The organism is Actinoplanes campanulatus, from assembly GCF_014647795.1.
GTDB classification, from domain to species: Bacteria; Actinomycetota; Actinomycetes; order Mycobacteriales; family Micromonosporaceae; genus Actinoplanes; species Actinoplanes campanulatus.
In genome coordinates this window covers 1-14,035 of sequence record NZ_BMPW01000016.1, presented here as the reverse complement: position 1 = coordinate 14,035, position 14,035 = coordinate 1, and the positions used below count along the sequence as shown (strand labels likewise).

General features: G+C 71.2%; 13 protein-coding genes. 11 read left to right on the top strand and 2 right to left on the bottom strand.

Annotation, left to right across the window (positions count from 1 at the left end; translation table 11 throughout):
- The first annotated feature begins 7 nt into the window (after positions 1-7).
- Positions 8-1,057, top strand: a complete 1,050-nt coding sequence (locus IEZ13_RS28015; protein WP_183224391.1) for a hypothetical protein — start codon at positions 8-10, stop codon at positions 1,055-1,057.
- A 4-nt stretch (positions 1,058-1,061) separates the two neighbouring features.
- On the opposite strand, the gene IEZ13_RS28010 is transcribed toward IEZ13_RS28015, so the two are convergent.
- The gene (locus tag IEZ13_RS28010) at positions 1,062-2,186 is read right to left on the bottom strand and encodes an NADH-quinone oxidoreductase subunit D (protein WP_183224447.1); all 1,125 of its coding nucleotides are present in this window, start codon (positions 2,184-2,186) and stop codon (positions 1,062-1,064) included.
- A gap of 17 nt (positions 2,187-2,203) precedes the next feature.
- A complete protein-coding gene (locus IEZ13_RS28005; RefSeq protein ID WP_183224393.1) occupies positions 2,204-3,184 on the bottom strand; it encodes an SAM-dependent methyltransferase in 981 nt (326 codons plus the stop codon).
- 207 nt (positions 3,185-3,391) lie between these two features.
- On the opposite strand from IEZ13_RS28005, the gene IEZ13_RS28000 reads away from it, so the two are divergent.
- The 10 genes from IEZ13_RS28000 to IEZ13_RS27955 form a co-directional block, all read left to right on the top strand.
- A complete protein-coding gene (locus IEZ13_RS28000) occupies positions 3,392-4,249 on the top strand; it encodes a Rossmann-like and DUF2520 domain-containing protein (protein ID WP_183224395.1) in 858 nt (285 codons plus the stop codon).
- Positions 4,246-5,079, top strand: coding sequence for a pantoate--beta-alanine ligase (panC, locus tag IEZ13_RS27995; RefSeq protein ID WP_183224397.1), 834 nt, complete (start codon positions 4,246-4,248; stop codon positions 5,077-5,079). Before IEZ13_RS28000 ends, panC begins: the two co-directional genes overlap by 4 nt.
- Entirely contained in the window at positions 5,079-5,507 is a 429-nt protein-coding gene (gene panD, locus IEZ13_RS27990; protein WP_183224399.1) for an aspartate 1-decarboxylase, read from the top strand. The genes panC and panD overlap by 1 nt, the downstream gene beginning before the upstream one ends.
- A gap of 92 nt (positions 5,508-5,599) precedes the next feature.
- Complete coding sequence (locus IEZ13_RS27985; RefSeq protein WP_183224401.1) at positions 5,600-6,505, top strand: septum formation family protein; 906 nt, start codon at positions 5,600-5,602, stop codon at positions 6,503-6,505.
- Between the two features lie 62 nt (positions 6,506-6,567).
- On the top strand, positions 6,568-8,217 hold the full coding sequence (locus IEZ13_RS27980) for an L-aspartate oxidase (RefSeq protein ID WP_183224403.1): 1,650 nt from the start codon (positions 6,568-6,570) through the stop codon (positions 8,215-8,217).
- Positions 8,214-9,071, top strand: coding sequence for a carboxylating nicotinate-nucleotide diphosphorylase (nadC, locus tag IEZ13_RS27975; protein ID WP_229795112.1), 858 nt, complete (start codon positions 8,214-8,216; stop codon positions 9,069-9,071). The genes IEZ13_RS27980 and nadC overlap by 4 nt, the downstream gene beginning before the upstream one ends.
- A 64-nt stretch (positions 9,072-9,135) precedes the next feature.
- A complete protein-coding gene (locus IEZ13_RS27970) occupies positions 9,136-9,894 on the top strand; it encodes a type III pantothenate kinase (RefSeq protein WP_183224407.1) in 759 nt (252 codons plus the stop codon).
- A gap of 56 nt (positions 9,895-9,950) precedes the next feature.
- Complete coding sequence (gene lysS, locus IEZ13_RS27965; RefSeq protein ID WP_183224409.1) at positions 9,951-11,459, top strand: lysine--tRNA ligase; 1,509 nt, start codon at positions 9,951-9,953, stop codon at positions 11,457-11,459.
- A 95-nt stretch (positions 11,460-11,554) separates the two neighbouring features.
- On the top strand, positions 11,555-11,911 hold the full coding sequence (locus tag IEZ13_RS27960) for a histone-like nucleoid-structuring protein Lsr2 (protein WP_183224411.1): 357 nt from the start codon (positions 11,555-11,557) through the stop codon (positions 11,909-11,911).
- A 347-nt stretch (positions 11,912-12,258) separates the two neighbouring features.
- Positions 12,259-14,035 (top strand): ATP-dependent Clp protease ATP-binding subunit (locus tag IEZ13_RS27955; RefSeq protein WP_189285758.1); only part of this gene is annotated, 1,777 nt, incomplete at its 3' end.

The window sequence follows — 14,035 nt, the reverse complement described above, 5'->3', positions numbered from 1 at the left end:
TCCGGCCATGCCGGAACGGGAGACCCAAGGACACAGCGCACGGCTGCTCCGTGGCCTCGTCTGGGCGGGGGTCGTCCTCGCCCCGATGGCGGCTGCCATCGTGCTGATCGGTGGCAACTCGAACTCGGTCCGGTTCGCGATCCTGCTGATCGCGGTCAGCGTCGTGCTGATCGGCGCGTCGGTGCTGGTCCGCAGCGATCCGGTGCTCCTCCGGATGGACATCGAGGACCGGGTCGCCCAGGAGGTCGAAGCCCTGCGGCGGGAGTTGCGCGCCGAGTTGGCCCAGGCCGCCCCGGCGCCGGCCGAGCCGCGACCGCCGCTGCCCGTGCGCAATTCCGGAGGGCGGGCGCAGGTCGCCGCGCCGCCGGAGCCCGACTACGGGCACCGGCCGCAGTTCGTGCACCAGCCCGGCTACGAGCCCCAACCGGAGTTCGCGCACGCGGATCTCGTCCCGCAGCCGGTCTCGCCCGGCGCCTACGAGGGCTATGACCAGGGCGGTTACGACCAGTCCGGTTATGACGACCAGACCGGCTACGACCAGACCGGGTACGAGGACTACCAGCCGGACTTCGCGCCGCAACCGACCAACGGCCGCGCCTCGGTGCCCGGCATCGTCCACCCGGTCTCACCCGCCCGCAGCAGCGCCCCCGCCGGCCGGGCGAGCGCCGCGGTCCCGCCGCCCGCCACGGGAGCCGCCCGGGTCGCCGCGGCCGCCGTCCCGATGCCCGGCGCCGCACCGGTCGCCGCTGCCGCGGTCGCGCCGCCGCAACGGCCCCGAGCCGCCGCCGCGGTCGTTCCACCCGGCCCGAACGGCATGATGGCGCCCCCGGCCGCCCGAGCCGCCGCCGCGGTCCGGCCCGGTCCGCAGTACGGCCGCCCCGAGGCCCCGGACGGCGACTTCGGCGCCGGCGACGGGTACGCCGGAGCCAACGGCTACGAGGAGCCGACCGCCGACTACAAGGCCCGCCGCCACCGCCCGTCCGCGAACGACACCAACGTCGGCACCCTCGCCGATTTCGCGAACTACCCCGGCTACAGCAACCAGGACAGCTGGTAGACGGCTACTTGTCGATGTCGCCGACCACGAAGAACATCGACCCGAGGACGGCGATCAGGTCGGGGACCAGGCAGCCCGGGATGAGTGTGGCCAGCGCCTGCACGTTGGCGTAGGAGGCGGTCCGCAGTTTGAGCCGCCACGGCGTCTTCTCGCCCCGCGACACCAGGTAGTAGCCGTTCACCCCGAGCGGGTTCTCGGTCCACGCGTAGGTGTGCCCCTCCGGCGCCTTCACCACCTTGGGCAGCCGCACGTTGACCGGGCCGCCGATCCGCTCCACCCGGTCCAGGCAGGCGTCGATCAGGTCGAGGGAGACGTACACCTGCTCCAGCAGCACCTCGAAGCGGGCGTGGCAGTCCCCGGCGGTCTTGGTCACCACCGGCACCTGCAACTCCTCGTAGAAGAGGTAGGGCTCGTCCCGGCGTACGTCGAAATCAAGACCACTCGCCCGGGCGACCGGCCCGGAGGCGCCGTAGGCGGCCGCGTCCTCCGCGCTGAGCACGCCGACCCCGACGGTGCGGGCCATGAAGATGTCGTTGCGGTGGATGATGCCGTCGAGGTCCGGCATCCGCTTGCGGACCGCCGCGACGGCCTGCCGGGCCCGCTTGGTCCAGCCGGCCGGGACCTCCTCCTTCAGGCCGCCGACCCGGTTGAACATGTAGTGGATCCGGCCGCCGGAGACCTCCTCCATCACCGCCTGCAACGTCTCCCGCTCGCGGAAGGCGTAGAACATCGGCGTGATCGCGCCGATCTCCAGCGGGTAGGAACCGAGGAACATCAGGTGGTTGAGCACCCGGTTCAGCTCGGCGAGGGCCATCCGCAGCCAGGTGGCCCGCTCCGGCACCTCGATGCCCATCAGCCGCTCCACGGCCAGGACCACGCCCAGCTCGTTGGAGAAGGCGGACAGCCAGTCGTGCCGGTTCGCCAGCATGATGATCTGCCGGTAGTCGCGCACCTCGAACAGCTTCTCGGCGCCACGGTGCATGTAGCCGACGATCGGCTCGCAGGCGACCACCCGCTCGCCGTCCAGGGTCAGCTTCAGCCGCAGCACGCCGTGCGTGGAGGGGTGTTGCGGCCCGATGTTGAGCACCATGTCGGCGGTGTCGAGGCCGGAGCCGGTCCCGACAGTCATCTCCCGCAGCGTCTCGCTCACCAGAGCATCGTGCCATGGTCGCCGAGGCCGACACCGTGCCAGAGCCACCAGTGTCCGCCGAGTCCGGCCGGATCGGTCAACTCGGCCGCCGCCCCCGCCGCGGAGAGCGCCCGCAGATAGCCGACCGGATCGGTCCGGGCCGTCTCCAGCGACGGCCGGGCACCGTCCACACCGAGCGCCCGCAGCGCCTCCCGCTGCCGGACCATCCGATGGGGAACGCCGGCCGCCGCGGCCACCGCGTCCATCGCCACGTGCGCCGTGACGTCGCAGCCGCCGTCCGGCACCGGCGGGACTTGCCGCCCCTGCCGGAATCCGGTCAGCGTCCCGAACACCGGCCGCTCCGCTTCCACATGCCCGTAGTCGACGCAGAGCGCGGCGCCCCGCTCGATCGCGCCGACCGCTTCCGCCCATGCCTCGTCGCGGGGCCGGCCCACCTCGACCCGGCCGTCTCCCGGCCACCAGCGGCCGGCCCAGAGACGATCAGCCGGGTCCGCTTCCGGGCCGAGCGTCTCGGCGCCGGTCGCCGGGTCCACGAGAACCGTCCGCAGCCGCCCGTCGTCGTCCGTCTCGAGCACGTCGAGCGGCACGTTGTCCAGCCATTCCGTCGCCACCAGCAGGCCGGTGATCCGCTCCGGCACATCCCGCCGCCACCGAACCGCGGAATCCAGCCCCGCGGGCCGCGGCGCGATCTCCACCGCGGTGGCCCGCACGCGCCCGGCCAGCTCCTCCGGCAGCGTCGCCAGCAGCGCGGTGATCAACTCCCCGCGCCCGGCCCCCACATCCACCAGATCGAACGCCGCCGGATGCCCGAGCGCCTCGTCCACCCGGGCGACCAGCCGGGCGATCGCCCCGGCGAACAGCGGCGACGAGTGCACGCTGGTCCGGAAGTGATCATGAGGTCCCTCGCTCTCCCGCACGAAGAACCCGTCACTCCCATAGAGCGCCGCCTGCATGGCCGACCGCCACCCCAACCCCATAAACCCATCCTTTCGTACGCCTACCCGTACCGCCGTGGGCGGTCGCGACGCAGCCGCGACACCGGGCCGTAGCGCCCGCATCCGGGCGTGAGCGGGTGCTCGGGCTCAACCCCCGTGCGGTAACTCACACGCCATTGCTACGGCTGTGTGAACGCGGCGCATACTGGCCGTCCGACCGGTACCCGTACAAGAGGACTGGATCTGAAGATGAGAGCTTTGAGCGTCGGCGTCGTGGGCGCCGGCCGGGTCGGCGCCGTGCTCGGCGCAGCCCTGAACGCGGCCGGCCACCGGGTGGTCGCCGCCGCCGCGGTCTCCGCCGCCTCCCGTGAGCGGGCCGCCCGCCTGCTGCCGGACGCCGCGATCCTCCCCGCCGACGAGGTGGCGCGCGCGGCCACCGACCTGCTGCTGCTCGCCGTCCCGGACGACATGCTCGCCGGTGTGGTGGCCGGCCTCGACCGGACCGGGGCGCTGCACCGGGGCCCGGTGGTGGCGCACACCTCAGGGGCTCACGGGCTGGCCGTACTGGGCGATGTGAACGGCATGGCCCTGCACCCCGCGATGACCTTCACCGGCGCGGACACCGACCTGGACCGGCTTCCCGGCATCGCCTGGGGGGTGACCGCCCCGGACCGCGCCTTCGCCACCCGGCTGGTCGCCGACCTGGGCGGCGTGCCCGAGTGGATCGCCGAGGAGTCCCGCCCGGTCTACCACGCGGCCCTGGCGCACGGCGCGAACCACCTGGTCACCCTGGTCAACGAGGCGGCCGACGTGCTGCGTGCGGCCGGGGTCGGCGAGCCGGGCCGGGTGCTGGCCCCGCTGCTGACCGCGGCGCTGGAGAACGCGCTGCGGATGGGTGACGCCGCGCTGACCGGGCCGGTCTCTCGGGGCGACGCCGGCACGGTCGGCAAGCACCTGGACCGGATGCCGGCCGTGGCGGTCCCGGCCTACCTGGCGATGGCCCGGCGCACCGCCGACCGGGCGATCGCCTCCGGCCGGCTGCGCCCGCAGGACGCCACCGCCCTCCTCGACGTCCTGTCCCGCGCCGCGGTGGGGAGTAACGCGTGACGAATCTGGTGCACACCCGGGCCGAGCTGGCGGCCGCCCTGGACGCCGCGCCGGGGGAGATCGCCGTCGTGATGACCATGGGCGCCCTGCACGAGGGGCACCGGCGGCTGATGCGGGTGGCCCGGGAGCGGTCCCCGTTCGTGGTCGTGACGATCTTCGTCAACCCGTTGCAGTTCGGGCCGAACGAGGACTACGAGAAGTACCCGCGCACCCTGGACGAGGACCTCGCCGCCTGCCGGGCCGAGGGCGCCGACCTGGTGTTCGCGCCGGGACGGGGCGACGTCTACCCGCATGGGCAGCCGTCGATCACCATGCACCCGGGCCCGCTCGGCGAGATCTTGGAGGGTGCGAGCCGCCCCGGCCACTTCTCCGGGATGCTCACCGTGGTCGAGAAGCTGCTGATGCTCACCCGGGCCGGTGTCGCCTACTTCGGCGAGAAGGACTTCCAGCAGCTGGCGCTGATCCGGCGAATGGCGCGCGACCTGGAGTTGCCCGTCGAGATCGTGGGCGTCCCCACCGTACGTGAAGGGGATGGCCTGGCGCTTTCCAGCCGCAACCGGTATCTCTCGCCGGACCAGCGGCGATCCGCTCTGGCCCTGTCCCGCGCCCTGCGCGAGGGCGCCACGCGGCGCGACCCCGCGTCGGTCCTGACCGTCGCCCGCAAGATCTTGGCGGACGAGCCGGGGGTACGCGTGGACTACCTGGAACTGACCGGACCGGATCTCGGTCCGGTCCCGGCGGAGGGCCCGGCCCGCCTGCTGGTGGCGGCCCGGGTCGGCACCACCCGGCTCATCGACAACGTCCCGTTGACCCTGGAGAAGAACGCCTGATGCTTCGGACCATGCTGAAGTCGAAGATCCACCGAGCCACCGTGACGCAGGCCGACCTGCACTACGTCGGCTCGGTCACCGTCGACCTCGACCTGCTCGAGGCGGCCGACCTGATCCCCGGTGAGCAGGTGGCGATCGTCGACGTGACGAACGGCGCGCGCCTGGAGACGTACGTGATCCCCGGCGAGCGGGGCAGCGGCGTGATCGGCATCAACGGGGCCGCCGCGCATCTGGTGCATCCGGGCGACCTGGTCATCCTGATCTCGTACGGGCAGATGGACGACGCCGAGGCGCGCGCCTACCAGCCGCGGGTCGTGCACGTGGACGCCGACAACAGGATCGTCGAGCTGGGCGCGGACCCGGCCGAGGCGGTCCCCGGAATGGTCGGTGACCTGGTGCGCGGCGACCTCACCCTGGCCGTGGGATAGCTCTTTCCCGATCCTTCCTCCCGAGCAGCACCGATGCCCATATAGTCGGCAAATCGGATAATGTCACTGAGCTGCTCGGGAGGCACGGGCTCATGCGATTCCGCCTGTGTGTCTCAGGAATCGCCGCCCTGCTCTGTGCGGCCGGCTGCGGCGCGGGCCGGGACATCGACGGTGATCTGACCAACGACTGGGGCGCGATGGCCCCGGCCACCGGGTTCGTACCGACCGCCGAGACGTGCCATCTCTCCAACTTCGCCGTCTCCGGGCCGCGCTCCACCTACGAAGAGGTCGACTGCGCCGTCGAGCACCGCACCGAGACCGTGCACGTCGGCGAATACCCCAAGCCCGCCGCGGACGCCGCCGAGCCACCGGCCGGCACGTCGGCCGCCGCACGGGCGGCCTACAAGGAGTGCGACAAGAAGACCTCCGCGTACGTCGGTGGCCCCTGGCGCGACGCCCGGCTCTGGATCGGCGTCACCCACCCCTCGCCCGCCGCGTGGAAGGGCGGCGCCCGCTGGTTCCGCTGCGAGCTGGTGGAACTCGACTCGATCGAGAACGACGGCGCCCTGGCCCGGCGGTCCGGCAGCCTCCGTGGCGCGCTCGCCTCCAAGACCTCCGATCTGCTGCTCGCCTGCTACGCCATCAAGCTGGACGACGCCGGGGCGATCAGCAGCATGCCGTCCAAGAAGTGCACGGACACGCACAACGCCGAGTTCGTCGGGATCTGGACCGCCCCGGCCGGGACCCCGTACCCCAAGGATGACGCCGACTGGGAGAAGTTCCACGACGGCTGCCGCGAGGTGGCCGCGGAGTATGTCGGGGTGCCGGTCGACGCCAACCTGCAGTACCGGACCGGGGTGGTGTCGCTGCCGGGCAACGCCGACGTGTGGGCGCAGGGTGACCACGGGGTCCGCTGCTATCTGTGGATGGAGGGGTCCGATCTGACCACCTCGCTCAAGGGCAAGGGGACGAAGGCCCTCCCGGTCCAGTACAAGTAACCATGACCACTGCGGGTGCCCCCGGCTCGACCGGTTCGTGGGGGCGGAGTGTACTGAAACACATGTCACCTCTCGCCGATCTTCCGGCGCTGCCCCGCCGGCTCGCGGCCGCCGAGCCCGGCTGGACCGAGACCACCGACGTCGTCGTGGTCGGCTCCGGTATCGCCGGGTTGACCGCGGCCCTCTACCTGCGCGAGCAGGGTCTGCACGTCACAGTCGTCACCAAGGTCAACATCGACGACGGCTCCACCCGGTGGGCGCAGGGCGGGATCGCGGCCGTGCTCGATCCGCTGGACACGCCGCAGGCGCACGCGTACGACACGGAGATCGCCGGCGTCGGGCTCTGCGACCCGGCGGCGGTCCGGGTGCTGGTGGAGGAGGGGCCGGCCCGGATCCGGGAGCTGATCCGCCGGGGCGCCGAGTTCGACCGGAACCCGGACGGCTCGCTCATGCTGACCCGCGAGGGCGGCCACCGCGCCGACCGGATCGTGCACGCCGGCGGCGACGCGACCGGCGCCGAGGTGCAGCGCGCCCTGCACGCCGCGGTCCGCCGCGACCCGTGGATCCGCCTGGTGGAGCACGCGCTCGTGCTCGACCTGATGCGCTCGGCCGACGGGCGGGCCTGCGGGATCACCCTGCACGTGCTCGGCGAGGGCACCGAGGACGGCGTCGGCGCGGTGCTGGCCCGGGCCGTGGTGCTGGCCACCGGCGGGATGGGGCAGATCTTCTCGTCCACCACGAACCCGTCGGTCTCCACCGGCGACGGCGTGGCGCTCGCGCTGCGGGCCGGCGCCGCGGTCACCGACGTCGAGTTCGTGCAGTTCCACCCCACGTCGTTCGTGACTTCACACGCCGACTCGGTGCAGCGGCCGCTGATCTCCGAGGCGCTGCGCGGTGAGGGCGCCCACCTGGTCGACGAGTCCGGTGAGCGGTTCATGGTCGGGCAGCACGAGCTGGCCGAGCTGGCGCCCCGCGACGTGGTCGCCAAGGGCATCTACCGGGTGCTGCGGGCCACCGGCGCCGACCACGTCTACCTGGACGCCCGCCACCTCGGCAAGGAGTTCCTGGAGGGCCGCTTCCCGACGATCATGGCGTCCACCAGGGGCGCCGGCGTCGACCCCGCCACCGACCTGATCCCGGTCGCCCCGGCCGCCCACTACGCCTCCGGTGGCGTGCGCACCGACCTGCATGGCCGGACCAGCATCGACGGACTGTACGCGTGCGGCGAGGTGGCCTGCACCGGCGTGCACGGCGCCAACCGCCTGGCCAGCAACTCGCTGCTGGAGGGCTTGGTCTTCGCCCGCCGGATCGCCGACGACATCGCCCGGGAGCTGCCCCCGCAGGCCGAGCCGGTCCGGGCCGCCACGTCCGGCCCGGCCTGGGTCGCCGACCCGGCGATCCGCGCCGAGCTGCAGCGCGCCATGACCCGCGGGGCCGGGGTGCTGCGCTCCGCCGACTCGCTGGCCACCGCCGCCAAGGAGCTGACCCGCCTCGCCGAGCAGCGGTCCCGGCCGAACACCGCGGCCTGGGAGGTCACCAACCTGCTCACCGTCGCCACCGCGCTGGTGGCGTCGGCCCGCACCCGCCGGGAGACCCGCGGCTGCCACTGGCGCGAGGACCACCCGGCCGCCGCCGACGAATGGCGCGGCCACCTGCTCGACGCCGTCGCCCCCGACGGCGCTCTGACCCAGACCTTCGAGGAGATGGCGTGAACGACCCCAGTCTGGACCTCGCGGAGGTCGAGCGGATCGTCCTCAACGCCCTGGCCGAGGACCTCGGCACCCCGGCCCGGGACGTCACCAGCGAGGCCACCATCCCGGCCGCCCAGATCGACACCGCCGAGCTGGTGGCCCGCGCCGACGGTGTGGTGGCCGGCCTGCTCGTGGCGGCCGAGGTCTTCGCCGTCACGTCGGCCGGAGCGGCCACCTTCGAGGCGGTCGCGTCCGACGGCGACCGGGTCCGGCGCGGCGACGTGCTCGCCGTGGTCACCGGCCCCACCCGGGCGCTGCTGACCGCCGAGCGCACCGCCCTCAACCTGCTGTGCCGGATGTCCGGTGTCGCCACCCACACCCGGAAGTGGGCGGATCAGCTGGCGGGCACCAAGGCCACCGTGCTCGACACCCGCAAGACCACCCCGGGCCTGCGGGTGCTGGAGAAGTACGCGGTGCGGGCCGGCGGTGGCACCAACAAGCGCATGGGCCTGTACGACGTCGCCATGATCAAGGACAACCACAAGCTCGCGGCGGGCAGCATCACGGCGGCGTACGAGCTGGTCCGCGCCACCTTCCCGGACGTGGCGGTGCAGGTCGAGGTGACCACCCTGGCCGAGGCGGAGGAGGCGGTCGCGGCCGGCGCCGACTTCCTGCTCTGCGACAACATGACGCCCGAGCTGCTCACCGAGGTGGTCGGCGCGGTCGGGGACCGGGTGGAACTGGAGGCGACCGGCAACCTGACGCTGGCCACCGCGGCCGCCTACGCCGCCACCGGGGTGGACTATCTGTCGGTGGGCGGCCTGACCCACTCGTCGCCGATCCTCGACATCGCCCTGGACCTCCGTCCCCGTTGACGGCGGCGCGAGTCGCTGCGCGTACAAAATAGGGGTCTTGATTTTGATTCTTTAGGGGCCTGGCGTGCTGCTCTGCATTGACATCGGCAACACCAACACCGTGCTGGCGACCTTCGACGGCGACAAGCTGGTGCACAACTGGCGGATCAAGACCGATGCCGCCTCGACCGCCGACGAGCTGGGCCTGATGTTCCGGGGCCTGCTCGCCGGCGACGCCGTGGAGATCACCGGGGTGGCCGCCTGCTCGACCGTGCCGGCCGCGCTGCGCAATCTGCGCACCATGCTGAAGCGGTACTACGGCGACGTGCCCAGCGTGATCGTCGAGCCGGGTGTGAAGACCGGGGTGCAGCTGGCCATCGACAACCCCAAGGAGGTCGGCGCCGACCGGGTCGTCAACACCCTGGCCGCGCACGCCCTCTACGGCGGACCATCGATCGTGGTGGACTTCGGCACCACCACCAACTTCGACCTGATCAGCGCGAAGGGCGAGTTCCTCGGCGGCGCCTTCGCGCCGGGCATCGAGATCTCCTTCGACGCGCTCGCGGCCCGCGCCGCCCAGCTGCGCAAGGTGGAGCCGACCAAGCCGCGCTCGGTGATCGGCAAGAACACCGTGGAGTGCCTCCAGGCCGGGCTCTACTTCGGCTTCGCCGGCCAGGTGGACCGGATCGTCGAGCGGATGATCGAGGAGATCGGCCCGGTCCGCGCGGTCATCGCCACCGGCGGCCTGGCCTGGCTGGTGAAGGACGAATGCCGCACGATCACCGCGCACGAGCCGATGATCACGCTGATCGGGCTGCGGATGGTATATGAGCGGAACGTCTGATCCCCGCTGAGTAGGCTTTCAGGGCCCCAGCACAGACCTACACAGGAAGTCTTGCCGTGACCGAGCAGAACACGCCAGCGATCGACCCCGCCGAGGACCTTCCCGAGCAGATGCGGGTCCGCCGGTCGAAGCGGGACCGGTTGCTCGCCGAGGGCGTGCCGCCCTACCCGGTCGAGGTCCCGCGGACCGCCGAGATCGCCGAGATCCGCGCGCGTTACGCGGACCTGCCCACCGACACCGCCTCCGGCGACACGGTGTCGATCACCGGCCGGGTGATCTTCGTGCGGACCGGCGGCAAGCTCTGCTTCGCCACGCTGCGCGCCGGGGACGGCACGGAGATCCAGGCGATGTTCTCGCTCGACAAGGTGGGGGAGAAGTCCCTGGCCGACTGGAAGGGCGTGGTCGACCTCGGCGACCTGGTCGCGGTCACCGGCGAGGTGATCACCAGCCGGCGGGGCGAGCTCTCCGTTCTCGCCGATTCCTGGTCGATGAGCGCGAAGGCTCTCCGGCCCCTTCCGGTCGCGCACAAGCCGCTTTCCGAGGAGACCCGGGTCCGGCAGCGTTATGTCGATCTCATCGTGCGCCCGCAGGCCCGCGATGTCGTGCGTACCCGGGCCACCGTGGTCCGCAGCCTGCGCGAGTCGCTGTTCCGCCGGAATTTCCTCGAGGTGGAAACTCCGATGCTCCAGTTGCTGCACGGCGGCGCCGCGGCACGCCCGTTTGTGACGCACAGCAACGCACTGGACACCGATCTTTATCTTCGGATCGCCCCGGAACTGTTTTTGAAGCGTGCGGTGGTCGGCGGCATCGACCGGGTCTTCGAGATCAACCGGAACTTCAGGAATGAGGGCATGGACTCCACGCACTCTCCGGAGTTCGCCATGCTGGAGGCCTATCAGGCCTATGCCGACTACAACGTGATGCAGGCGCAGGTGCGCGAGTGGATTCAGGAGGCCGCGTTCGCGGTGTCCGGATCGCACGTGGTGACCCACCAGGACGGCACCGAGATCGACCTGGGCGGCGAGTGGGCGCAGATCACGCTTTTCGGCGCGATCTCCGAGGCTCTCGGCGAGGAGGTCACGATCGGGACCGACCTGGCCCAGTTGCAGCGGTACGCGGAGAAGGTCCAGCTCTCGGCCGATCCGAAGTGGGGCCCCGGCAAGCTCGCCGAGGAGTTGTTCGAGCACCTCGTGACGGACAGCCTCCAGGCGCCCACCTTCGTCCGGGACTTCCCGGAGGAGACCGCCCCGCTGACCGCCGGCCACCGCACCACCCCGGGCCTGACCGAGAAGTGGGACCTGTACGTCAGCGGATTCGAACTCGCGACCGCCTATTCCGAGTTGGTGGACCCGGTCGTCCAGCGCGAGCGCTTCCACGCGCAGTCGCTGCTCGCCGCCGGTGGCGACCCCGAGGCGATGCAGCTGGACGAGGATTTCCTGCGGGCCATGGAGTACGGAATGCCGCCGTCCGGTGGCATGGGAATGGGAATCGACCGGCTGTTGATGGCGCTCACCGGCCTGGGCATTCGGGAAACGATCCTCTTCCCGTTGGTCCGCCCGGAGTAACAATTACCCACCCGCCATTGACGGGTCATGCGCTCCTGGCGTTATTGTTCTCCCATTGCTGGGGAGAGAACCTGTGTTCGGGAGGATAACCGCGCGTGGCCAAGCAGATCATTCACAAGCTGGTCGATGACATCGACGGTGTTGACGCCGACGAGACCGTGAAGTTTGCGCTCGACGGCATTCAGTACGAGATCGACCTCTCGGAGAAGAACGCCGCGAAATTGCGGGAGGTCTTCGAGCCCTACGTGAAGGCCGGGACCAAGGTGGCCCGGGGCGGCGTCGTGGTGGGTGGTCGCGCCGCGCGTGGCCGTGGCGGGGCGACCGCCGACCGCGAGCAGAACAAGGCGATCCGCGAGTGGGCCAAGAAGTCGGGCAAGGACATCTCCGACCGCGGCCGCATCCCGCAGGAGATCGTCGACGAGTTCCACCAGAAGGGCCCCGGCCGGGCCTGATCACGGTTCCACCCCGGAGAGGGCGCCCCGACCACATGGTCGGCGCGCCCTCTCCGTGTTTACCCGCCGGGCCGCCCACAACCTCACTACGGTTATCCACAGGAGTGGACAGGGTTGTCCACAGGCTGTGGATCGGCAGGATTTCGCTGTACGCGTACACGTTCGGGTGGGGGAACAGCCGCTGAGCGTGCGAAGTTGGCTAAATCAACGTTGCGGATCGCTCCGAGGGGCTGTGGAGGCCCGGCGGAGACCGTCAGCGGCGATAGAGTTACAGCACGGGCATCACCGATGCCCGTGCGCTGGCCCCGCCAGTTCATGGGCGCACGGCACGTGAGGAGCACGAGGGCATGTTCGAGCGGTTCACCGACCGAGCGCGACGGGTTGTCGTCCTGGCCCAAGAAGAGGCCCGGATGCTCAACCACAACTACATCGGCACGGAGCACATCCTGCTCGGCCTGATCCACGAGGGTGAGGGCGTCGCCGCCAAGGCTCTGGAGAGCCTGGGCATCTCCCTCGAAGGGGTCCGCCAGCAGGTCGAGGAAATCATCGGCCAGGGGCAGCAGGCGCCGAGCGGGCACATCCCGTTCACGCCGCGGGCGAAGAAGGTCCTGGAGCTCTCGCTCCGAGAGGCCTTGCAGCTCGGCCACAACTACATCGGCACCGAGCACATCCTGCTCGGCCTGATCCGTGAGGGTGAGGGCGTCGCCGCCCAGGTGCTGGTCAAGCTCGGCGCCGACCTCAACCGGGTCCGCCAGCAGGTGATCCAGCTGCTCTCCGGCTACCAGGGCAAGGAGCCGGCCGCCGCGGGCACCGCGACCGGAGAGGCCGCGCCGTCCACGTCGCTCGTGCTGGACCAGTTCGGCCGCAACCTGACCCAGGCCGCCCGGGAGGGCAAGCTCGACCCGGTCATCGGCCGGGAGAAGGAAATCGAGCGGGTCATGCAGGTGCTGTCCCGGCGCACCAAGAACAACCCGGTCCTGATCGGCGAGCCCGGTGTGGGCAAGACCGCCGTGGTGGAGGGCCTGTCCCAGTCCATCGTCAAGGGCGAGGTGCCCGAGACGCTGAAGGACAAGCAGCTGTACACGCTGGACCTGGGCGCGCTCGTCGCCGGTTCCCGCTACCGCGGTGACTTCGAGGAGCGCCTCAAGAAGGTGCTCAAGGAGATCCGCACCCGCGGCGACATCATCCTGTTCATCGACGAGATCCACACGCTGGTTGGCGCGGGCGCCGCCGAGGGCGCGATCGACGCGGCCAGCATCCTCAAGCCGATGCTCGCCCGTGGTGAGCTCCAGACCATCGGCGCCACCACCCTCGACGAGTACCGCAAGCATCTGGAGAAGGACGCCGCTCTCGAGCGCCGCTTCCAGCCCATCCAGGTCGGCGAGCCGTCGCTGGCGCACACCATCGAGATCCTCAAGGGTCTCCGCGACCGCTACGAGGCGCACCACCGGATCAGCATCACCGACGCCGCCCTGGTCGCGGCCGCGACGCTGGCCGACCGGTACATCTCGGACCGGTTCCTGCCGGACAAGGCGATCGACCTGATCGACGAGGCCGGCGCCCGGATGCGCATCCGCCGGATGACCGCGCCGCCGGACCTCCGCGACTTCGACGAGCGCATCGCCCAGGTGCGCCGCGACAAGGAGTCCGCGATCGACGCGCAGGACTTCGAGCGCGCCGCCCAGCTGCGTGACAAGGAGAAGACCCTTCTCGGTCAGAAGGCGCAGCGGGAGAAGGAGTGGAAGGCCGGCGACCTGGACGTGGTGTCCGAGGTCGACGACGAGCAGATCGCCGAGGTGCTGGGCAACTGGACCGGCATCCCGGTCTACAAGCTCACCGAGGAGGAGACCTCCCGCCTGCTGCGCATGGAGGACGAGCTGCACAAGCGCGTCATCGGCCAGGAGGACGCGGTGCAGGCCGTCTCCAAGGCGATCCGGCGCACGCGTGCGGGCCTCAAGGACCCGAAGCGGCCCTCCGGCTCGTTCATCTTCGCCGGCCCGTCCGGTGTCGGTAAGACGGAGTTGTCCAAGGCGCTCGCGGAGTTCCTGTTCGGTTCCGAGGACGCGCTGATCCAGCTGGACATGTCGGAGTTCCACGACCGGTACACGGTGTCCCGTCTGGTCG

Coding starts and splice junctions, on each gene's coding strand:
- IEZ13_RS28015 (WP_183224391.1), top strand. CDS start 8: ATGCCGGAACGGGAGACCCAAGGACACAGCGCACGGCTGCTCCGTGGC.
- IEZ13_RS28010 (WP_183224447.1), bottom strand. CDS start 2,186: ATGACTGTCGGGACCGGCTCCGGCCTCGACACCGCCGACATGGTGCTC.
- IEZ13_RS28005 (WP_183224393.1), bottom strand. CDS start 3,184: ATGGGGTTGGGGTGGCGGTCGGCCATGCAGGCGGCGCTCTATGGGAGT.
- IEZ13_RS28000 (WP_183224395.1), top strand. CDS start 3,392: ATGAGAGCTTTGAGCGTCGGCGTCGTGGGCGCCGGCCGGGTCGGCGCC.
- panD (WP_183224399.1), top strand. CDS start 5,079: ATGCTTCGGACCATGCTGAAGTCGAAGATCCACCGAGCCACCGTGACG.
- IEZ13_RS27985 (WP_183224401.1), top strand. CDS start 5,600: ATGCGATTCCGCCTGTGTGTCTCAGGAATCGCCGCCCTGCTCTGTGCG.
- IEZ13_RS27980 (WP_183224403.1), top strand. CDS start 6,568: ATGTCACCTCTCGCCGATCTTCCGGCGCTGCCCCGCCGGCTCGCGGCC.